This is a genomic window from Yersinia artesiana (genome assembly GCF_902726545.1).
Taxonomy (GTDB): domain Bacteria; phylum Pseudomonadota; class Gammaproteobacteria; order Enterobacterales; family Enterobacteriaceae; genus Yersinia; species Yersinia artesiana.
The window spans coordinates 1-21740 of the sequence record NZ_CACVAD010000008.1; the positions used below are offsets into that span (position 1 = coordinate 1).

Below are 21740 nucleotides of genomic sequence, written 5' to 3' on the forward strand. Positions count from 1 at the left end.
GGTGCGTCCGAATGGACTCGAACCATCGACCCCCACCATGTCAAGGTGGTGCTCTAACCAACTGAGCTACGGACGCACATCATACTCTTGGCATTCTAATAACTTGGCACTTTAATAATAAGATTGGTGCGTCCGAATGGACTCGAACCATCGACCCCCACCATGTCAAGGTGGTGCTCTAACCAACTGAGCTACGGACGCAATACCTAACTCTTATTATTCGCCATCAATGCTGACAGCGGGGACGAATATTAACGAGCCGCCCGTCCTCTGGCAAGGGGAAAAACATAATATTCACCGCAAACTCACGTAATTGCTGCGCTTTTACTCATTGCGCTGTTTTTTTCTCCAGCTTTTCTTATTTGGTAGGGCATTAATCACTGAGGTGAGCGTCAGCAATTAATGCCCATAATGACAAGCGCTTAGTGAGCGGCTTTTTGCAGAATAAAAGCCGCTGGCTGTTTTTGTAACCAGCGGATGCGCAGCGCCATCAATATAGCTGCCGAAGTCAGGCCGATAACGAAGCCTATCCAGAAACCACTTGGCCCCATCGCTGGCACAATATAATCGGTCAACCCGAGTAAATAACCACTCGGTAGTCCCAACAACCAATAGGCGGTGAAAGTAATAAAGAAGATCGAGCGAGTATCTTTATAACCGCGTAATACGCCGCTGCCGATCACCTGAATCGCATCAGATAATTGGTAAAGTGCCGCCAACAACATCAAGTGTGAGGCCATGACCACAACTTCAGGTGTCTTGTTATAGAGCAGCGCGATATGTTCGCGGAACACCACCGTAAATATCGCGGTGACACATGCCAGCATTAACCCCACCGCAATACTGGTATACGCGGCCACTCTGGCGTTTTCAACTGACCCTTGCCCCAGACGGAAACCGACACGAATGGTCGCGGCGACACTCAATGACATCGGTAACATAAACATCAATGAACTGAAGTTGAGGGCAATCTGGTGCCCGGCCACGGCGACAATACCCAGCGGAGAAACCAGTAATGCGACGACCGCAAACAAAGTCACTTCGAAAAACAGCGCCAGCGCAACCGGCAGCCCAAGACCCCCGAGGCGTTTCATCACTTGCCAGTCCGGTGCGGCAAACCCTTTTTCCAGTTTGATATCTTGCTGTGAGCGGGCGCGAGTGACATACCAACGCATCATTAAAAACATCACCCAATAAACCGTTCCGGTAGCCACCCCGCAACCGACACCGCCTAATGCCGGAGCACCGAATTTACCGTAGATGAAGATATAGTTAACGGGGATATTGACCAACAGGCCAATAAAACCAATCACCATCCCCGGCTTGGTTTTAGATAATCCTTCGCACTGATTACGTAGCACCTGGAAAAAGAGATAGCCTGGCGCGCCCCACATAATGGCATGCAGGAAACCAACGGCCTTATCAGCCAGCACCGGATCAATGTCGTGCATCTGCTTAATTACGTGGTCGCTATTATAGATGACCACCATAATTAACACCGAGACACAGGATGCCAGCCAAAAGCCCTGTCTGACTTGATGAGCAATTTGGTTGCGGCGTCCGGAGCCATTAAGTTGGGCAACCGTTGGCGTCAATGCCAGCAATAACCCATGACCGAATAATATGGCGGGTAACCAGATAGAGGTCCCTACCGCCACCGCAGCCATATCGGTTGCACTGACCGAACCGGCCATAATAGTGTCAACCACACCCATGGCCGTTTGGGACAATTGCGCGATAACAACAGGAATAGCGAGAGCCAATAAGCTACGCGCTTCGACGATATACTTCTGCACGTATGCACCTTTATCTACCCATCGTCCTTGAAGATGTATGGGTATAACCTAGTTATAAGTTCAGTAGTGATAATTTATCGCTTTGTAGCCGATAAATAAAATAGCGGGAAAACATAATACTCTTGGAGCACGAAGAGTATAAAAGATTGTACCTCCTCGCCGAGCTTAAGCAATCCTTGTCATTCAGTTTCAATGAAATAACACGAATACAGATTTTTAGTCTAAGTGGTTTGGTTTTCCTTATCTTCTGAGGCAAAATCAGGGCAGTGAAACTTTTCTTCTACAGACTTTTTTACAGATAAGAGGCATGGCGTATGTTTACCGGTATTGTTCAAGGCACCGCGCCAGTGGTTGCCATTGACGAGAAATCCAACTTCCGCACCCATGTGGTTGAAATGCCAAGTGAAATGTTGCCTGAATTAGCATTAGGTGCTTCAGTGGCCCACAATGGCTGCTGCTTGACAGTGACTGAAGTAAACGGAAATCGAGTCAGTTTTGATTTAATGAAGGAAACCCTGCGTATTACCAATTTGGGTGATATTAAAGTCGGGGATGTGGTTAATCTGGAGCGGGCCGCTAAATTTAGTGATGAAATTGGCGGGCATCTCATGTCCGGTCATATTATTTGTACCGCGGAAATAGCCAAAATATACACCTCAGAAAATAATCGTCAGATCTGGTTTCGTATGCCCAGCGACGATTTAATGAAATATGTATTACACAAAGGTTTTATCGGTATTGATGGCATCAGCCTGACTATCGGTGAAGTGGTGGGTAACCGTTTTTGCGTCCATTTGATTCCGGAAACACTGGCGCGAACCACATTAGGTAAAAAGCGCTTAGGGCATCGGGTGAATATTGAAATAGATCCACAAACACAGGCTGTAGTGGATACCGTTGAGCGGGTATTAGCGCAACGTGAAATTGCGCAGGTAGCTGCAGTGGCTGAAAAAGTCGCTCGCGCATAGAATAATAAAAGGCAGGGCTGCTGTGCTCCTGCCTTTTTAAAAAAGAATAACTTTAGATGTTAACGAGCAACCCGAATACCGCCTTCTACTCCATTGGGGCTGAATAATACCTGCCACAATTGAATATCTCTGGCGCGGAATGCACCGGCACAGGCATTCAGATAATAGCTAAACATCCGCTCAAATCGAGGCGAGTAATTCTCAGCTAATTTTGGCCATGCGGCTTGGAAACGTTCATACCATGCCATCAGTGTTCGGTCGTAATCGGCGCCAAAATTATGCCAGTCTTCCATGATGAAATAAGGCTCGCTGGCTTTGGCAATATGTTGTACCGATGGCAGACACCCATTGGGGAAAATATATTTATCAATCCATGGGTCAACACTCAGGTCAGTACGATTAGCACCAATGGTATGCAGCAGGAATAAACCGTCAGGTTTTAAATTACGCTTAACCACCTCAAAATAGGTGTTGTAATTTTTGGGGCCGACATGTTCGAACATTCCCACCGAGACTATACGATCAAATTGTTCGTCCAGGTCGCGATAATCTTGCAGTAAAATAGTGACATCCAACCCTTCGCAGCGTTCTTGTGCCAATTTTTGCTGTTCAGCTGAAATAGTGACACCTGAAACCGATACCCCGAAATGGCGCGCGGCGTAAGCGGCAAGCCCGCCCCAGCCACAACCAATATCGAGCAGTTTCATGCCCGGCGCTAATTGCAGCTTTTCACAGATCATCTGCAATTTATTTTCCTGCGCTTGCTCAAGGGTGGTCGCATCTTTCCAATAGGCGCAGGAATATTGCATATTGGGGTCGAGCATTAGACTAAATAGATCATTACCAAGATCGTAATGTTCCTTACCGACAATCCAGGCTCGTTTCTTTGATTGCAAATTAATAATACGTGCGGCGGCAATGCGTAAAGTATCTTTGAGATGGTGTGGAAGTTGATGCTCCAGGCCAGCCCTGAGAACGCGTTGGAAGAAAATATCCAGCCGATCGCATTCCCACCAGCCGTCCATATAACTCTCACCTAATGCCAAAGATCCTTCTTGTAATACCCGCTTAAAGAAGTCTGGGTTATTAACTCTAATGTCGAAGGGGCGTGAGCCATTGATTTCAATATCCGCCCGGTTCAGCATTTCTTGCACAATGCGAAACCACGGATTTTCTTGAATACTCTGGTCTTCTATACAGGATGAACTCATAGCTTCTCCATCACTTTCTTCTGACTTATGACCCGCGATAAAATCTATATGCGCAGATACATACCAATAAAGTTGGTGTCTGGTATCCATTACGGACAGAGGAAGATTAAGAAGAAACCCTAATTTAGGGTTACTCATCCATAAGAGTAAATGTGACGCAATCCACGCGTCCAGCAAGTGCTTAAGATAATGCTTTTTTTAAATGATATTCTAATTGGTTAAACCGAGTATAGGCCTGCCGGGAAGCTTTCTCAATACTAAATCTTTCCCGGCCGAGATTCCGCTTAGTGACTATTTCTGTTGAGAATTATGACTCTTCGCAAATATAGTCAGACTTGTTAGTCTGGGTTTTATTATTCCGCAACGCATAGCAATGAATGCCATATCCCAATGCAGCTAACACAACCGTTGTCAGCATCACAGTGACGGTTGCCAACAACGGTTGGCTGATATAGGCCGACACCAGCATGCTGGCAATAAAACACAAGCCCAGTTGCAGTGTGTTTTGCAACGCTGCTGCTTTACCCGTATTGGCGGGAAAGGGCGTTAATGCATTTGCTACGATAATAGGGTAGCAGGCACCATTCACAAGCGCCATTAAGCAGAACGGAATAAGTAAGGTCACCAGTGTGGGTGTCGTCATCGTTGCTATCAGATAGAGTGCAATCATACTGATAGCATAACCGGCCAATAGCCACGGTAGCAGGGTGTTGCCCTTCATTCGACTCAATGCACTACGACAACCAAATCCCCCCAGTAGAAAGGCCAATGTTTGTGGAACATAACTCAAACCAATGACATTCGGGCTATATCCCATATCGCCTAAAATAAACGGTGAACCCGTTAACCAGGCGAAAAATCCGGCGCTGCATGCAGCAAACATCATCACGTTGCCGCTGAATACCGGCGATTTCAGCAACTGCCAGAAACTAATGGCGTTTTTGTTTTTATCTACGTTATCCGGCGCTGTTTTTTTCCGTTCCTTAAGCAAAGCAGTCGGAATCAGTAGCAGCAGGGTAATCGCCAATAGCACGACAAAAATTGAGCGCCAGCTGAAATGGTTTAATAACCAGGCACCCAGTAATGGCGCGAGCGCAGGGGATAACGCCACTAAGGGCATAATGGTTGCAAATACCCGGTTGGCCTTGCCGTCGCGATAGCGATCGACCACTAAGGCTTGCCAACTCACTGCCGCGGAACACACCCCCACCGCCTGAATAAAGCGCAAAACCAATAACTGCGCTGCAGTTTCAACCCATAAAACCCCCAGGCAGCCGATGGCAAATAATCCCAATCCTGCTAATAGCACTGGTTTGCGACCTATTTTATCCGAAACCGGCCCCCAGATAAGTTGGGCGATAGCGAAACCGGCGAGAAAGATACTGAGGCTGGCGCTGATGGATCCAGCGGAGGTTTGGAGTTCTTGTTGCATGGCACCAAATGCGGGCAAATACATATCAGTGGCCAGATACCCCAACATGCTCAAACCGGCCAGATAGAACATAAAACTCGATGTCGTTTTCATTATTGTTTCTCATTATATCCTTCGTCTTTGAAAGCGCAGGGGGTAGCTGCCTACCTGTGGCTCCAATGACTTTGGCTAAATTATAGTTTTGCAGGTAAAACTTTTGTTATTGAAAATTAATAGCGGGGGGCATTCTAGCGGCGCGATATTCGGTTGTGAAACGGTAATATTTGCGCCATGCTATCAAAAATATTGATAGTAAATATTTCGTCTAAGAGAAGCGCCAAACCATGTGGTCAGAATATTCATTGGATGTCGTCGATGCGGTTGCCCGAACGGGAAGTTTCAGTGCGGCCGCTCAAGAATTGCACCGCGTGCCGTCTGCGATAAGTTATACCGTGCGTCAATTGGAGGAGTGGTTGGCTGTGCCGCTGTTTGCGCGCCGTCATCGGGATGTCGAATTGACCGAAGCAGGCAAGATTTTTATTAAAGAAGCCCGCGATGTTATCAAAAAAATGAATGGCACACGCCGTCAATGTCAACAAGTGGCGAATGGTTGGCGCGGGCAGCTAAATATCGTGATCGATAAAATCGTCAAACCACAGCGTAGCCGCCGATTAGTGTTGGATTTTTATCGCCATTTTCCTGATATCGAATTGCGGGTGCGTTATGAAGTCTTTAACGGCGTTTGGGATGCGTTGGTGGATGGGCAAGCGGATATGGCCATTGGCGCGACTCGTGCTATCCCAGTTGGCGGGCGGTTTGTCTTCCGCGATATGGGTTTTTTGACCTGGCAATGTGTGGTCAGTGTTAATCACCCTTTAGCGCAGTTAACCGGGCCGCTTAGTGATGATCAGTTGCGGCCTTATCCCTCCCTCTGTTTAGAGGATACTGCGAGAAATTTGCCGAAACGAGATACCTGGACGTTAGATAACCAACAGCGATTAGTGGCACCGGACTGGCTGACGGGCATAGACTGCCTGTGTGAGGGGTTATGTATTGGCATGGTGCCCACTCATATGGTATCGCCCCTGATTGCACAAGGGAAACTGACAGCTTTAACACTCGACGAACCCTTACCTGATAGCCCGTGCTGCTTGACGTGGGAGCAGAATAGCCATTCCCCGGCCTTAGCCTGGATGTTGGAATATTTGGGTGACAGTGTCACGTTAAATGATGAGTGGTTAAGAGATGACAATGGCTCGGTTGATGAGAAACGGCAGGAGTAGCAGCCGGCAACAGGGTGCTACCGGCAGGCTAAGTGTGCTGCGACGATAATCGTGTTTAGCGACGATAATCGCGGAATGGGCCATCAGCAACAGAGCGGCGTTCGACCAATTTGGGATGTACTTCAATGGTTTGAGGATCTTCGCGTTTGCTGACAATTCTGTCGAGCAACATCGCAAAAGCCGTTTCACCCAATCGCTCTTTCGGCTGATGAATGGTGGTCAGTGCTGGTGAGAAATAACGGGCATTACGCACATTGTCATACCCGATCACCGAAATATCTTGTGGCACTCGCAAACCTAATTCATCTGCGGCACATATCGCGCCCATCGCCATAATATCACCACCACAGAATACAGCAGTTGGACGATGCTTTTGCGTCAGAATTTGATGCATGGCTTTATAGCCGGATTCTGGCTCAAAATCACCTTGAACCACCCATTCTTCTCGCAGGGTGATATTGGCCTCCTCTAACGCTTTCAGAAAGCCCTGATGACGACCACCACCGGTATTACGCGATAACTGACCGGGGATAGCCCCGATATCGCGATGACCGCGCTCAATAAGATAACGGCCAGCTAAATAACCGCCTTCGAATGCATTATCAATAATCGAGTCGGTAAAATCGCCACGGGCAGTACCCCAGTCCATCACTACCATCGGGATATTGCGATAATCTTCTAACATCCCCAGCAGTTGCTCTGGATATTCAGAACACATCACCAGCAATCCATCGACACGTTTTTGTGCCAACATCGCCAAATAGGCTTTTTGCTTGTCAAGATTATTATGAGAGTTACATAAAATCAGGGTGTAACCTTTGCTATAACAGCTATTTTCGACCGCTTCGATCACTTCAGCAAAATAGGGGGCTTCGCTGGATGTCGCCAACAAGCCAATTGATTTAGTGTGATTGACTTTCAAACTGCGGGCCACCGCGCTCGGTGAATAATGCAGTTCTTTAATGGCCGCCCACACTGCGGCCTTGGTGTCTTCGGCGACGAAACGAGTTTTGTTGATAACGTGCGAAACGGTGGTAGTAGACACACCCGCGTGTTTGGCCACATCTTTAATCGTTGCCATAAAAAGAATGACTCCTAAGCTCACCTGTTACAGCAGGTAAGTATTATGTTAATCGTTTGCCTACATGACTCGAACACCGCTCAGACAGAAACAAGATAGTAGGCTGGAGAGCTAAGTCAGATGGTCGTCTGAGAGTATTTATTAGACGTTATTAGTCGGCATACAGTTGTGAACTGCGAATTTTGGCTGATCTGGAGGAAAAGTGGAAGAGGTAATCAATGTTATAAAGTGCGTAATGAGCACAAGATTTTTTTTCTTAACTGTGGGAAAATAATTTAACGCACTAATTATGTGCCTTTACCCTACTATACTTTAAATAGTTCGAGCGAGTGAAGTTGGCCAACGCACATGCTATTTGAAGTATAACGCGTATAAAAATTAACCGACTGAGGAGTTCTTATGGATACCAATCTGAAAATGTCGCTGATTACGACTGTTGGTGCGCTGGCGATGATTATTGTCTTTAGCTTCGTGGCGGTCATGAATTAATTAAGCCGCAAGCCGGTGTGCAGTGATAAGTAGGGCGGTTAACCCGCCCTTAATTATTTTAACTGGTAATACGATGACGTAGCTTTTTGGGTTTTTCGCCTTATCAGGCTAAGTTTTTCTCAACAAAAGACCAATTCACCAGCGCCCAGAAATTCTCCAAATATTTTGGTCGCGCATTACGATAATCAATATAGTAAGCGTGTTCCCACACATCCACAGTTAACAACGGCTTATCAGCGGTCGTCAGCGGTGTCGCCGCATTTGATGTGCTGACAATAGCCAAAGTACCATCTGTTTTCTTGACCAGCCAGGTCCAGCCTGCACCAAAGTTTTTCACTGCCGCATCGGTAAATTGCGCTTTAAATTCAGCGAAAGAACCAAAGGACTGATTAATGGCCTCAGCGACTTTGCCAGTTGGCTCACCGCCACCATTTGGTGACAAACAGTGCCAGTAGAAAGTGTGGTTCCAGACTTGGGCTGCATTGTTAAAAATACCGCCACTGGAGGTTTTGACAATTTCTTCCAAGGATTTACCTGCAAACTCAGTATCCTTGATCAGGTTATTGAGATTCACCACATAGGTATTGTGGTGCTTGCCATAATGGTATTCCAGTGTTTCAGCCGAAATGTGCGGTTCCAATGCATTTTGTGCATAAGGTAATGCCGGTAATTCAAAAGACATAGCTCTCTCCTTTCGGGGTTGCTCAGGGTGTTTGCTCCTCAAATCCAATCATGAATTTTTGCTAAAATGAGGCGAGGAGCGGTTAAAATCGTAATTGTTGTATTTTTGTTGTGGGTATTAATCTTAACAATTTTCGCCAAAAATGACAGAGATAACCACAGTATTAGATGGGATATTAAGTGAAAGTGATACGTGATGTCATGGGAGTGAAGGGCATGCTGAGCGTCAGCACCCGATAGACCGGGTGCTGATGCTGGGATTAGCGGATAGTTTTCGGTGTCACAACACGACGAGCGCCGACATAGTGATCTTGCCAGTAGTCATTATCTAGCATGCTGATACGAATTTCTTCACCGGTGCGTGGTGACTGGATAAATTTGCCGTTGCCTAAATAAACGCCGACATGATCAGCAACACCGCGATTAGCAATATTGAAGAACACTAAATCACCGCTTTCTAATTCAGCGCGCTTAACCGGTGCTGCATCACGCAAATGATACATTTCATTAGCAGTACGTGGCATTTTTATTCTGATGACATCTTTGTAGGCGTAGTAAATAAGCCCGCTGCAATCAAAACCGGTATTAGGGGAGGTGCCACCCCAGCGATAAGGTTTGCCCACTTGCTTCATCAGTTTGCTCATTGCGGTTTGTTTGGCATGCTGGTAGCGCTTTTTATGCGCAGAGCTGAGCTTTATTTTATTATTTGCCGCTAATTCAGTATTCGCTTTACCTTGGACTTTATTGCGCTGGCGGCCATAAGCCACTTTTTCTGTTTTGTTAACCGCAGCCTTTTTATTGGCAGCCGTTTTAATATTCGTTTTTTTGCTGGCAGGTTTACTGACTTCCTGTGTTTTCTTCTTAATGGTTTTGCTGGCAGTGGCTGTCGTTTTCTTTTTATCGCTGTTGGCCGCTATTTTATTTGTCATGCTTTTACTGCTGGTTTTATTGCTATCAACTTTGGCTTTTTTAATATTCTTATCAGCTTTACGTTTTTTACGGTCATCAGGACTGGCCTGACTAACCTGGCCTTTCTTTTGCTCAGCCGAGACGTGAGCCTGCGGCGACGCATGCGCGAGGTTTAGAAATAGCTGGGTAAACAGCAGCACAAACAGCGTAAGTATTAAACGCATAATAACGCTACCAACCTTGGCCCTGAAATGAATACGAAGAGTCACAGTATTGCCGAAACTCCGGATATAAAAAAGCAGAGAGCTACAGGATTTTAGTCGATATTGTGAGAAAACGTTAATGGCGTCGCAATTGTCGTTTTTTCACACGGCTAATGGACTTAAATCAACCATCCGTCAACGAGTTAGTCGGCCCGAATTTCGGGTATCCCTTCGTGAAGATAATAATGAAGAGAGGGGATCAAAAATGTTATTCTAAATGCACATATTTGTAGCTGACAATATAACCCTTTGTTGACCGGGTAAAGCCCCTGCAAAAGATGGCGTTTTATTCCAGTGGTGACAGTCGCTACAATAGGCCGGACGCAATAATAAAATAGCCCTAATGGATAGGTTCTAAGTATTGTAGCCACTAAATGGCTTGAGGAAGCAAGAAATGACGACGATTGATAAAATTCAGCGCCAGATAGCAGAAAACCCAATCCTGCTTTACATGAAGGGCTCACCAAAGCTGCCAAACTGCGGTTTTTCTGCTCAGGCTGTGCAGGCGCTATCTGCTTGTGGCGAACGCTTTGCTTACGTTGATATTCTGCAAAACCCGGATATCCGTGCTGAGCTGCCAAAATACGCTAACTGGCCAACCTTCCCACAACTGTGGGTTGACGGTGAATTAGTGGGCGGTTGCGACATCCTGATGGAAATGTATCAGCGTGGCGAACTGCAACAACTGTTGAAAGAAACTGCCGATAAATACCGTTCTGCAGAAGAAAAACCCGCAGCAGAGTAATGTGCTGGCAGGTTAAGTAACAAACAAAAAGGTGGCTTTCAGGCCACCTTTTTTAATAGTGAAGTTGCTATTACTGATATGAGTTACGTTACGCAGATTCAGCCGCTGGCACTGGCCAGCCACCCAGTTTTTTCCAGCGATTGACCAACTCACAGAATAATTTCGCCGTTTGCATTGTATCGTACAAAGCAGAGTGAGCCTGGCTGCTATCAAACGGAATACCTGCCGTCAGGCATGCTTTTGCCAATACGGTTTGCCCCAGAACCAGCCCACTAAGTGCTGCGGTGTCAAAAGTGGCAAATGGGTGGAACGGGTTACGCTTCAAGCTGGCGCGTTCAGCCGCGGCCATCACAAAGCTGTGATCAAAATGTGCATTATGTGCGACGATAATGGCGCGGTTACAACCTTGTTCTTTCAACCCTTTGCGCACGGCTTTGAAAATAGCATGTAACGCATCATGTTCACTCACTGCACCACGTAATGGGTTAGTGGGGTCTATTCCATTAAATGCCAGTGCTTCTGGTTGCAGGTTGGCACCTTCGAACGGATCCACATGAAAATGCAGCGTTTCATCAGGCAACAGCCAGCCATCCTTGTTCATTTGCAAGGTGACGGCGGCAATCTCTAATAATGCGTCGGTTTGCGCATTAAAACCGGCGGTTTCTACATCAATTACTACGGGATAATACCCACGAAAACGGCCACTCAGGGCGTTAAGGTCACTTTTATCTGCCATCAGTTTCTTATCTTCATCGAATTCAGCACGCATTATGTCAAATTTTGGCGTGGGATGCAGGGGGATATCGCGATGAGAAAAAAGGCACCGTGCAGGTGCCTTCTTGCTAATCAGTTTCCGAGGCCGTGCCCGGCACTTTTATTCTCGATTAGCTCTATTTTGTAACCGTCTGGATCTTCGACAAAAGCAATCACAGTATTTCCACCCTTGACCGGGCCTGCTTCACGGGTCACTTTGCCCCCAGCATGACGAATTTGGTCGCAGGTGGCAGCAACATCATCCACACCCAAAGCCAAATGACCGAATGCCGTTCCCATCTCGTAGCTGTCTACGCCCCAGTTATAGGTCAATTCGATCACTGAGCCTTCGCTCTCATCGCTGTAGCCGACAAATGCCAGTGAGTATTTATATTCGGTATTTTCACTGGTACGCAGCAAACGCATCCCTAATACCTTGGTGTAGAAATCGATGGAACGTTGCAGATCACCGACGCGGATCATGGTATGGAGTAGGCGCATAATACCCTCTGTTGCTATGTTGCCTGAAATGGTGGGCAAGAGTGAATGAAACTAAGTTTAAGTATAGCCTTGGTAATTAAATCAGTTCAATGGGTTACAGAAAATGAATAGACTGCAAATGATAACGGCCAGGCATATTGCCTGACCGCGAGCATCAATTGATTCACAAATAAGCAGGATTACAGCGTTGGATAGTCGGTATAACCCTTAGCGCCACCGCCGTAGAAGGTTTCACCGTCAGGCTCATTCAGTGGTGCATTTTGCTGCAAACGCTCAACCAGATCAGGGTTGGCAATATAGCTGCGGCCAAAGGCAACGGCATCAATAAAGCCTTTCTCAATCAGGTTTTCGGCTTTTTCTGCGGTATAAGCACCTGCGCCGATAATCACCCCTTTGAAGCGGGCACGCACAGCATCGCGGAATGCATCTGAATAAGGTTTACCGCCGGCCCAGTCTGGCTCGGAAATGTGCAGATAAGCGATATGGCGTTTATTTAACTCTTCAACCAGATACAGCGCCGCTTCTTCCTGATCTTCACCATTATCCAAACCATTGAACGGCCCTAAGGGTGAAATACGGATACCAATATGCTCAGCGCCCCATTCGGCCACAGTGGCATCAACCACTTCCAGGGTCAGGCGAGTGCGGTTTTCAATGCTGCCACCGTATTGGTCAGTACGCTGGTTTGATGCCGGCGACATGAATTGATGTAACAAATAGCCATGGGCTGCATGCAGTTCAATATAGTCAAAACCGGCTTCACGGGCATTAGCGGTTGCCTGACGGAAATCATTAACGATGCCTGGGATCTCTTCTGTTTCCAGCGCGCGTGGGGTAGAGCAGGGAACACGAACCCAGGCACCTGTTTCATCACGAACGGTGGTGCGGGTATCCGCGGCAATCGCTGAAGGTGCGACAGGTGCTTGTTGGCCTGGCTGTAAGCTGTTGTGTGAAATGCGACCCACATGCCATAACTGCACCGCAATATGGCCGCCTTCATCATGGACGGCTTGAGTGATTTTTTTCCAGGCGTTTAACTGCTCTTGAGTGTGTAACCCCGGAGCGCCAGCGTAGCCTTTCGCCTGGAAAGAAATCTGAGTTGCTTCAGTGATAATTAAACCAGCACTGGCGCGTTGACGATAATATTCAGCCATCAAAGGCGTTGGAATGTCACCTGGCTCAATACTACGCAAGCGCGTCAGTGGAGCCATAAATACACGGTTCGGCAATGTGAGCGCGCCAACCTTCAAAGGGGAGAACAGTTTAGCAGTCTTCATGGTGCGTCCTATATTAATAGACCAGTCAACTAGTGACTGGGTAAACCCTGAAAAATAACAAACATGAAATTCAGGATCATTGGATTATTGGGCTGGTTGTAAAATCAGTTCGATACTTTCTAGCGCACAGGTCAGCGGCGTAACTGATCGTTTCACCTTCGCTCGCAACGAAGCGCCCAGCCACAAGGCATAGAGCGTTTCTGCGGTTGCCGCAGGGGAAAGCGTAATACGCAAAGAGCCTTCTTCAATGCCGGCTTCGATGGCATCTTGCAAACGACCAATGACGCGAGCAGTGCCGATATCTAATGCATGACGCATAGGTTCGGATAAATCACTCACTTCGGCTGATAGTTTAACCGCCAGACAAGCATTGTGGCATTCACTGCCACAATAGTTAGCAATCGCTTGAGCAAAATAGTGCAGTAGATGGTGGCGCTTATCACCTTGCGAGTCGGTTAACAGGGCTGCCATCTGTGCATCATAGCGATCAAAATAGCGCTGTAGCATCGCCTCACCAAACACTTCCTTTGAGCGGAAATAGTGATAAAACGACCCCTTCGGAATACCCGCAGTCGTGAGTAACTGGCTCAGGCCCATACCATTAAAACCAAGGCGCAGGCTGAGGCTCTCACCGGTTGCCAGCAGGTGTTCACGGGTATCTACATGTGTATGTTGTATTTTGTTCATGCCTGAAAGCTTAATAGACCGATTGGTCTAGGTCAAGAAAAAAATGCCAGCGGGGGGCGCTGGCATCAATATAGATATCTATCGGCTATTTGTGTCTATTTTTTATTGCTTAACCTTAGCTTCGACATTTTTGTAGCAAATCCATTCCGGGTTGATATTCAGTTGTTTGAACATTCACCATCCCTAAAATAGTGTGGAAGAGATTATCTTGCGAAACTTCATCGTGTTGTGCGCTCTCGGACAAACACTGGCGATCAATGCCATAGTTTTTTGTATATTCGGGCGACAACCACATCAAAAAAGGTATATGTGTCTGCTGGCTGGGGGCGAACATATAGGGTGTGCCATGTAAATACATGCCATTTTCACCTAAGGATTCGCCGTGGTCAGAGAGATAAACCAGTGCAGTATTAAATCTATCAGTATGCTGTTGCAGTAATTTGATGGTGTTATCGAGCATCGCATCAGTATAAAGAATGGAATTGTCATAGGTATTGACCAGTTCCTGTGGCGTGCAATCCTGAATTTGGTTGCTATCACAAGTCGGCGCAAACTGACGTATTTCTGGCGTGGATCGGCGGTAGTAAGCCGGGCCGTGACTGCCCATCTGATGTAACACAATAACACCATCGCCTTGTAGCCCATTGATATAATTATCTAACTTGTAGAGCAATGCATTGTCCAGGCACACACCATTCTCGCAATCAGTGGTTAATTGCAACTGGGTCACGTCCTGATGAGGAATGCGATCGCAGGCACCTTTACAGCCACCATCATTTTCGCGCCACAACACATTCAACCCGGCATGGGCAAGAATATCCATCAAGCCTTCCTGATGGCTGGCAAGTGTTGCATCATAATTTTTACGCGGCATATTCGAGAACATGCAAGGTACGGAAACCGCGGTTTCAGTCCCGCAGGATGAGGCATTTTTGAAATAGGTCACATCCTGTTTTTTCAGTCGAGGATTGGTTTCCCGCTTATAACCCCCTAATGAGAAATTCTCAGCACGAGCGGTTTCGCCCACCACTAATATCACCAGTGTTTTCTTTGGTTGCCCGCTGATTAAGGGGCCTTTATGGGCATCTTCACCTATCGTTACTAATGCCATATTACTGGCAAAATATTTATGTTTGGCGAATTGAAAACTACCGCTGACAAAATTGGACGGTGTTAGCATTTTAACAATGCTTTTATTATTACGAATCAGAGAAGCGTAATCTTTATAAAACAGTGCCGCGATCAGCAGAATGATGACGACTGACGCCAGAATATTGGCGGCTCTTAACCCCAGCATATACCACCAGGGGCGCGTCACGCGGATACGCACGAAACAGATAATAATGGCGGGGAAAATACCTAATATCAGCAACCATAAAGCCATGCGCGGCGTGAAAAGGGCGGTGGCTTCCTGTGCGTTGGTTTCAAACGCATTTTGCATCATATTGGCGTCGATAACGGCACCATAACTGAACATAAAATAGTTGGCCGACGCACTCCCCAGCAGAAACAAAATAATGATTGGCTTACGCAGGACGGGTACCGCCAAAAGACTAAAAATAATATTAAGGGCGCAGAAAATCACCAGCGGAATAGTTGCGGCAAAGAAATAACTATCACTGCTGTCAAAGTGAATTAACGACCAGGCTTTATAAATAAACAGCGCATTCTGGAAAAGAGTAAAAAACAGTGCGGTGACTAAAATAAATACCAATCCGTTACACTGTAACTTATGTCGAACATTCATTGTTAAAATCAAACCCTAGTATTAACCAATTAACTGAATGCTACTGAATGAAACTTAAGATAACCTTAGCGGTTAGGGCATAGTGTGTAACGTGATTGGCAATAGGAACTTGCCAGTCTCACTGAAGCAGGCTTCAATTAAAGTGTCAGCAGCAGGAGAGGCGATTTGGCTCAGCAACTTGAGTTTTTTGACATCCCCAGCCCATGCCGTGGTATCTGCCAAACAGATGATCGCGGCTTTTGCCGTGGGTGTATGCGTAGCCGGGATGAGCGCTTTAATTGGATGAAAATGAGTGACCCGCAAAAGCGCGACGTCCTGCGGCTGTGTCGTCAGCGCCTGTTACGCTTACAGCGTGCCAACAAACAACCAGATGATCCCCTGCCAGAACAAGCTTCATTATTCTGATTCGTCATTCAGCCCCAATTCATTACGCAGGGAGGATTTAACCTTTCTGTCGGTTGTGTATGCTTAGGGCAGATAAACAAATGAGGTAGCTAATAATGGATACACGTAGCCAACTGGCCCCGCTTGGGCCTGAATTTTCTCGCATGATTTGCGGTTATTGGCGGTTGATGGAATGGGATATGACGCCGCAACAGTTGTTAGCTTTTATTGAGCAACATATTGAGTTAGGTATCACGACTGCTGATCACGCTGATATTTATGGCGGTTATCAATGCGAACAGGCATTTGGCCAGGCATTACGTCTTAAACCGTCCTTACGCAGCCAACTGGAATTAGTTAGCAAATGTGGCATTGCCACCACGGCCAAGCCAGAACATGCCTTGGGGCATTATATTACTGATCGTTCCCATATCATTGAAAGCGCGGAACAATCCTTAACTCATCTACATACAGATTATCTTGAATTATTGCTGATCCATCGCCCAGATCCATTGATGGATGCAGATGAAGTTGCTGAAGCATTCACTCAATTACACAAAAGCGGCAAGGTAAAACATTTTGGTGTTTCAAACTTTTCGCCGGCGCAATTCAGTTTATTGCAGTCACGCCTGCCATTCTCCTTGGTCACTAATCAGGTCGAGATTTCACCATTACATCAACCGGCCATTGTCGATGGGACACTGGATGCTTGCCAGCAGTTACGTATTAAGCCAATGGCATGGTCTTGTTTAGGGGGTGGGCGTTTGTTTAGCGACCCTGAATTCCAGACATTACGCAATGAGTTACAGACCATCGCTGATGAGATTGGCGCTGAAAGTATCGAGCAAGTGGTGTATGCCTGGGTACTGCGTTTGCCATCGGCACCCTTACCGATTATTGGTTCCGGCAAAATAGAGCGCGTTAAAACTGCCTGGGCATCGCTCTCCCTAACCCTGACTCGCCAGCAGTGGTTCCGTATCCGTCGTGCTGCGCTGGGTTATGACGTGCCTTAATTTTATCCATTGCGCCAGCGAGCCTCAGGCTGGTGCAACCTTGCTTTCTTCGCCCGGCGCCGCCATTTGCAACTGTGTTAGCGAACAATACAGCCGCCAGATAAGCCCGGCCAGTTCCCGGCCTGTAGCATCCGGATATTGCCCTAAAATAGCACTCATACGCTGCAATTCCTGCAACGTAGCTTGTAGTGAACTCGGCTGAACACCTTTCTCGGTCATACAGCCTTTCAGACAATGAATAGATACATCCCGCACGGCAGATAAAGGCGCAGCAGTGGTCTGCCAATCACGTAACTGCCAGACCACATGGCTGCAATTGAGCAGCACCATTCCCCAGCGGAGCAGCCACAGGCGTGCCGATTGATCTTTACTGAGATTGAGCTGATTGATGCGGTGATATATCAGTGATTCAAATTGATTTTGGCTTTGCTGCGGATGAGCACTAAGTTGATCGATAAAATCACGGCGTAACAGGCGAATGATACGCCGGCTTTTACGTTTATCTGAACTGGGGCGCAGTATCTGAAAAGCCACGCCGGCCAACATCACGCCAACTAACTTGCCAATATTATCATTGAGAAACTCTTGATAATCATAGCTGGGCGGGTTGGTGACACTCAGAAATGATCCCATAAAAACAATCAATTGCCCCCACAGGGAAGCATAAGCCGGATGCTGGAGTTTCATCATTTGCATGGTGATTAAAATGGGGAACAACACCACGGCAAATTGCCAAAAATCATCAATCTGCACCATGACACCAAATTTCAGAATAAAACAGCCAATCGAAAGCAAAATAATGGCTTTCACTAGCGTGGCAATGCTGTCAGTTGGCGAAGGGGTGGCAGAGTAGAGCACGCAACTGACCGCCGCTAATGACAAAGCAGCAGCGCCAGAACTCCACTGCGTATTTATCCAGAAGGCACAACCGATAACAATACAAACAAAGGTTCTCAGGCCGTTATAGGCAGCCTCATAGGTGTCGGTGTGGCGCGCCAGCGCGGTTACGGCAGGGGGCAGCAACATGCCGTTTTCCGGTTCTTTATCCAGTTGGGCCAGCCAGCGATTCACCTGCAAATATAACCAGCAAAAATGCCGCAAGCGTAACCAGAAGGCCCGATGACGATAATCAAACTCATCATGGGGTGCTATGTGTTGCAGGATTTTGGCTATCTGATATTTATCACAGCCAGGTTGTTGTAAAGCGGTTAGCAATTGAGCGAGAACAGCGGGCAGATTCGCCGGTGGCGATGGCCAGTTAACCAACATTCGGCGCAAACTGGTAATCACGCTGGTGATGCGTAACTGGCGATGCAAAATGAAATTCAATACATTATTGTGTCGTCGTAAGCGGTAGTGGCTCCAAAATGCCTGGATACGTAGCAGATTCATGGTGAGGATCTGACCAATCAACCCCTCATGGGAGGTGCGAATCTGTGGTGTTTGCTCGGTTTGCCACAGCAACTCGGCGTGTTCCAACAAGCGCGATTGCATACGGCGCAAGGATGTCAGCAGTGTTTCACCGTCTGAAGTGCTGGGGAGTAGCATCATCATCAGACCGCCACAGAGAATGCCGGTAATCACCTCACACACTCGGGCTTGGGCAATATCAAAAATTTGTTGTGTATCAGTGGTATTGACAGTAGAAAAGGCGATGATCGCGGTGGTATAACCGGCCAAAGCGAAAGCATAAGAAACGTTATTTTGATAGTGATTGGAGACAAAAGTACACAGGCCAATCCAGGCGGCAATGACAAAGGTGAATAACCAAGGGTCATTCAGGCAATGACCGGCAATGATCAGTGATGCGGCGGCACCAATCAGGCTGCCAATAACCCGGCCAATACTTTTGCTGATAACACCGCCAACCGTTGGAAAACTGACTACCGCCGCAGAAGTCATCGCCCAATAGGGCTCATCTAAATTCAGCGCAAACGCAATCCACAGCGATAAACACATTGCCAGCGAATTGCGCAGTGCATAACGCCACTGACCTGCATTCGCCTTGCCCCAAGGGGTTTGCTGCCATGAGGGAAAAGAGAGGCGCATGGTTTAATTTACCAGCGAAATGGTGCAGGTAGTGCCAGCAATCAAGGTGACATCGGGCGGAACATCCAGCAATTTAATTCTGACTGGAACACGTTGTGCCAGCCGCACCCATGGGACATTAGGTTTCACATCAACTAATAAATTTCCGCTGCTATCGACACTCTGGTCGTAAATGGCTCGGCCAATACTTTCTACCACTCCCCGTAAAGGAATGTTGCCATTATACAAAACAATCTTGGCTTCATTACCTTCTCTAATGTGTCGGAGTTTGGTCTCTTCGAAATAACCCATGACGTAAAATGAATCGGTATCTATTAGCGCAACTAATGGAGTACCGGTGGTGGCATAGTCGCCGACCCGAGTCTGTAAATTGGTAATATAGCCGTTGGCTGGAGCATAAATACGCGTTTTCCTGAGATTCCATTTCGCTTGTTCGAGGTTTGCCAACGCACCTTGATACGCAGCTTTCATGCTATTTGCACTTAAATTGGCAATATCCAGATCCTCACCTGAAATGGTATTTTTAGGTAAGTTTCGCCGACGTTCAGCTTCATGATTGGCTTTAGCCAGTTCAGCTTGCGCGCGCTCAAGGGCGGCTTGAGCATTATCCAGAGCCAACTGATAGGGTTGCGGGTCAATCACAAATAATAGGCTACCGGAGCTTACCAACTGGTTATCATGAACTAATATTTTAACCAACTGACCAGAGACCTCTGGCGTGATGCTGACCAATTCTGCCCGAACTTTGCCATCGCGAGTCCAGGGGGATTGCATATAATAATTCCACATCCACCAACCAGCACAGAGTGCAAGGGCGAATACGATGACAGAAGAGAAATATTTAAGAGACTGATGATTCATATCAATTTACCAACTGGCTAATATCCACAAAGAAACACTGACTGCAATGACAAAAATGGACAGATCCATTAATATTGGATGCCAGATGTCACCAGAGTAGATCCAATTCCGCAGCATATGATGGATCAATAGCCATAACACCAAACCTAGCATAACCGCCTTAAACATCGGCGGGAAATAGATAGAAGCACCTAAAACCAAGTCTGATAAGGGTGCCTTTGCGGATAATATAGATACATACATAAGGTTAATCCTTAAGAGGTAATTTAAGTAAATACATAATTTTTGCTAAAGGATTCCCCGTATTTATTGCTATTGTCCTAGCATCGACGGTATATATACATTTGTGTTTTTAATGTTAATTACCCAAAATAGACTGGACTCTGGTAGTTATGCTAGCACGCTAAATAAAAGGAGGGGCAATTGGAATCGACATTAGGATCTGATTTAGCACGATTAGTTCGCGTTTGGCGCGCGCTAATCGACCATCGGTTGAAGCCGCTGGAGCTGACCCAAACGCATTGGGTTACCTTGCATAACATTAATCGTTTACCACCTGAGCAATCCCAGATTCAACTGGCAAAAGCGATTGGTATCGAACAACCATCATTGGTTAGAACCTTAGATCAACTGGAGGAGAAAGGTCTAATCACACGCCATACCTGTGCAAATGATCGGCGTGCAAAGAGGATAAAACTGACGGAACAGTCTTCACCGATAATAGAGCAGGTTGATGGAGTCATATGTTCCACGCGTAAAGAAATTCTTGGGGGAATTTCGCCAGATGAAATTGAATTGTTATCTGGTTTGATTGATAAGCTTGAGAGAAACATTATTCAATTACAAAGTAAGTAAAATAAAGTTTTAAGACTCAATTCACAGCAGAAAGAAAATTTTCAGCAGTAAAAATAAGCCAGAGATCGCAATGATCTCTGGCTTTACGGATGACATCAAAAAGTATATTGCAGAGAGACGATTAGCGCGGGCTAACAGTCACTGTGCTGCCACTGCTGGCGAGCATGACACGCTGGCCTACGCTAAAGCGGGTTGGGCCTTGTTTCTGAACAACCAGAATTGTGGTGCCATCATCTTTACGCACTTCAAGCTGCACGCCGTCAGTACGGTTCATTGCACCTTGAACACCTTGCCCAGCCATACCACCCGCAACCGCACCGGCTGCCGTTGCCAGGCTACGACCTGTGCCGCCACCGACAGTATTCCCAAGGAAACCACCTAATACAGCACCACCGATTGCGCCCATAACGTTGTTCTCATCGCCGCCTTGAATGGTTACCGGGCGAACTGAAATCAATGTGCCGTAAGTTACGGTTTGTACTTGCTTGGCTTGTGAAGCGCTAAAAACGTCACCAGACAAGGTGTTGTTGTTGGCACAACCGGTCAAAGTAACCGCAGCAATAGCAACGGCGATTAATGGCTTAATCATAAAAACTCCTATTAAAATGCATAACCGTATTAGGGTTCAGTATGCCTGGTATATCCAAATCCAGTCCATTGACGGCCTAGTATTTGCATAAAGTATGGCTTACCCAAATATTTATTTCACTACTTACCGTGTTTTTGGCTGTGTGCGCTATTTTTTGATAACACCAATAGAACCGCAGCTTAGCGGT

At 46.8% G+C, this 21740-nt stretch carries 22 protein-coding genes and 2 tRNA genes; 7 read left to right on the forward strand and 17 right to left on the reverse strand.

The genetic code is table 11. The features are described 5' to 3' along the window. Window positions 1-2: 2 nt before the first annotated feature. From HU019_RS03860 to HU019_RS03870, 3 genes are all read right to left on the reverse strand, one after another. A tRNA-Val gene (locus tag HU019_RS03860) sits at window positions 3-76 on the reverse strand. Between the two features lie 48 nt (window positions 77-124). Next, window positions 125-201: transfer RNA gene (locus HU019_RS03865), tRNA-Val, on the reverse strand. A gap of 221 nt (window positions 202-422) precedes the next feature. Further along, on the reverse strand, window positions 423-1796 hold the full coding sequence (locus HU019_RS03870; RefSeq protein WP_050078504.1) for an MATE family efflux transporter: 1374 nt from the start codon (window positions 1794-1796) through the stop codon (window positions 423-425). A gap of 314 nt (window positions 1797-2110) precedes the next feature. Between HU019_RS03870 and HU019_RS03875 the strand changes: the two genes are divergently transcribed. After that, window positions 2111-2764: a riboflavin synthase subunit alpha gene (locus tag HU019_RS03875; protein ID WP_174847739.1), complete on the forward strand. Its 654-nt coding sequence runs from the start codon at window positions 2111-2113 to the stop codon at window positions 2762-2764. A gap of 59 nt (window positions 2765-2823) precedes the next feature. On the opposite strand, the gene cfa is transcribed toward HU019_RS03875, so the two are convergent. Together cfa and punC are read right to left on the reverse strand one after the other, a co-directional pair. Further along, entirely contained in the window at window positions 2824-3975 is a 1152-nt protein-coding gene (gene cfa, locus HU019_RS03880; RefSeq protein WP_174847738.1) for a cyclopropane fatty acyl phospholipid synthase, read from the reverse strand. Window positions 3976-4282: 307 nt separating this feature from the next. Then, window positions 4283-5500 carry a purine nucleoside transporter PunC gene (punC, locus tag HU019_RS03885; protein WP_174847737.1) on the reverse strand — a complete coding sequence of 406 codons (1218 nt, stop codon included), beginning with the start codon at window positions 5498-5500 and terminating at the stop codon, window positions 4283-4285. Between the two features lie 230 nt (window positions 5501-5730). Here punC and punR point away from each other — a divergent pair, with 230 nt between their 5' ends. After that, the gene (gene punR / locus HU019_RS03890) at window positions 5731-6669 is read left to right on the forward strand and encodes a DNA-binding transcriptional activator PunR (RefSeq protein WP_174847736.1); all 939 of its coding nucleotides are present in this window, start codon (window positions 5731-5733) and stop codon (window positions 6667-6669) included. Between the two features lie 55 nt (window positions 6670-6724). Here punR and purR read toward each other — a convergent pair whose 3' ends face one another. Continuing rightward, complete coding sequence (gene purR / locus HU019_RS03895) at window positions 6725-7750, reverse strand: HTH-type transcriptional repressor PurR (protein ID WP_174847735.1); 1026 nt, start codon at window positions 7748-7750, stop codon at window positions 6725-6727. Between the two features lie 399 nt (window positions 7751-8149). On the opposite strand from purR, the gene cydH reads away from it, so the two are divergent. Continuing rightward, entirely contained in the window at window positions 8150-8239 is a 90-nt protein-coding gene (gene cydH / locus HU019_RS03900) for a cytochrome bd-I oxidase subunit CydH (protein ID WP_019079325.1), read from the forward strand. A gap of 103 nt (window positions 8240-8342) precedes the next feature. Here the strand turns inward: cydH and sodB are convergent, their stop codons facing one another. Then, window positions 8343-8921, reverse strand: coding sequence for a superoxide dismutase [Fe] (gene sodB, locus HU019_RS03905; protein ID WP_174847734.1), 579 nt, complete (start codon window positions 8919-8921; stop codon window positions 8343-8345). Window positions 8922-9180: 259 nt separating this feature from the next. Further along, a complete protein-coding gene (locus HU019_RS03910; RefSeq protein ID WP_174847733.1) occupies window positions 9181-10053 on the reverse strand; it encodes a C40 family peptidase in 873 nt (290 codons plus the stop codon). A gap of 433 nt (window positions 10054-10486) precedes the next feature. Here HU019_RS03910 and HU019_RS03915 point away from each other — a divergent pair, with 433 nt between their 5' ends. Then, window positions 10487-10837 carry a Grx4 family monothiol glutaredoxin gene (locus tag HU019_RS03915; RefSeq protein ID WP_050078514.1) on the forward strand — a complete coding sequence of 117 codons (351 nt, stop codon included), beginning with the start codon at window positions 10487-10489 and terminating at the stop codon, window positions 10835-10837. Window positions 10838-10925: 88 nt separating this feature from the next. On the opposite strand, the gene rnt is transcribed toward HU019_RS03915, so the two are convergent. The 5 genes from rnt to eptA form a co-directional block, all read right to left on the reverse strand. Then, complete coding sequence (gene rnt, locus HU019_RS03920) at window positions 10926-11573, reverse strand: ribonuclease T (RefSeq protein WP_174847750.1); 648 nt, start codon at window positions 11571-11573, stop codon at window positions 10926-10928. A 110-nt stretch (window positions 11574-11683) separates the two neighbouring features. Next, complete coding sequence (gloA, locus tag HU019_RS03925) at window positions 11684-12091, reverse strand: lactoylglutathione lyase (RefSeq protein WP_050131370.1); 408 nt, start codon at window positions 12089-12091, stop codon at window positions 11684-11686. Window positions 12092-12270: 179 nt separating this feature from the next. After that, a complete protein-coding gene (gene nemA, locus HU019_RS03930) occupies window positions 12271-13368 on the reverse strand; it encodes an alkene reductase (protein WP_174847732.1) in 1098 nt (365 codons plus the stop codon). Window positions 13369-13452: 84 nt separating this feature from the next. Next, window positions 13453-14055, reverse strand: a complete 603-nt coding sequence (locus HU019_RS03935) for a TetR/AcrR family transcriptional regulator (protein WP_174847731.1) — start codon at window positions 14053-14055, stop codon at window positions 13453-13455. Between the two features lie 115 nt (window positions 14056-14170). Next, window positions 14171-15802, reverse strand: a complete 1632-nt coding sequence (gene eptA / locus HU019_RS03940) for a phosphoethanolamine transferase EptA (protein WP_174847730.1) — start codon at window positions 15800-15802, stop codon at window positions 14171-14173. Between the two features lie 165 nt (window positions 15803-15967). On the opposite strand from eptA, the gene HU019_RS03945 reads away from it, so the two are divergent. Both HU019_RS03945 and HU019_RS03950 read left to right on the forward strand, forming a co-directional pair. Continuing rightward, the gene (locus HU019_RS03945; protein WP_174847729.1) at window positions 15968-16207 is read left to right on the forward strand and encodes a DUF1289 domain-containing protein; all 240 of its coding nucleotides are present in this window, start codon (window positions 15968-15970) and stop codon (window positions 16205-16207) included. 95 nt (window positions 16208-16302) lie between these two features. Further along, window positions 16303-17199 carry an aldo/keto reductase gene (locus HU019_RS03950; protein ID WP_174847728.1) on the forward strand — a complete coding sequence of 299 codons (897 nt, stop codon included), beginning with the start codon at window positions 16303-16305 and terminating at the stop codon, window positions 17197-17199. 24 nt (window positions 17200-17223) lie between these two features. On the opposite strand, the gene HU019_RS03955 is transcribed toward HU019_RS03950, so the two are convergent. The 3 genes from HU019_RS03955 to HU019_RS03965 are packed head-to-tail and all read right to left on the reverse strand — an operon-like array spanning window position 17224 to window position 20352. Continuing rightward, window positions 17224-19248 carry an FUSC family protein gene (locus HU019_RS03955; protein ID WP_174847727.1) on the reverse strand — a complete coding sequence of 675 codons (2025 nt, stop codon included), beginning with the start codon at window positions 19246-19248 and terminating at the stop codon, window positions 17224-17226. A 3-nt stretch (window positions 19249-19251) separates the two neighbouring features. Next, complete coding sequence (locus HU019_RS03960) at window positions 19252-20109, reverse strand: efflux RND transporter periplasmic adaptor subunit (RefSeq protein WP_174847726.1); 858 nt, start codon at window positions 20107-20109, stop codon at window positions 19252-19254. Between the two features lie 6 nt (window positions 20110-20115). After that, window positions 20116-20352, reverse strand: coding sequence for a DUF1656 domain-containing protein (locus HU019_RS03965; protein WP_174847725.1), 237 nt, complete (start codon window positions 20350-20352; stop codon window positions 20116-20118). A gap of 180 nt (window positions 20353-20532) precedes the next feature. Here HU019_RS03965 and rovA point away from each other — a divergent pair, with 180 nt between their 5' ends. Next, window positions 20533-20964 carry a virulence master transcriptional regulator RovA gene (gene rovA, locus HU019_RS03970; RefSeq protein ID WP_004706617.1) on the forward strand — a complete coding sequence of 144 codons (432 nt, stop codon included), beginning with the start codon at window positions 20533-20535 and terminating at the stop codon, window positions 20962-20964. A 121-nt stretch (window positions 20965-21085) separates the two neighbouring features. On the opposite strand, the gene HU019_RS03975 is transcribed toward rovA, so the two are convergent. Further along, window positions 21086-21553 (reverse strand): outer membrane lipoprotein, encoded by a 468-nt coding sequence (locus tag HU019_RS03975; protein ID WP_050078525.1) that lies wholly within the window; start codon window positions 21551-21553, stop codon window positions 21086-21088. Window positions 21554-21740 lie beyond the last annotated feature (187 nt).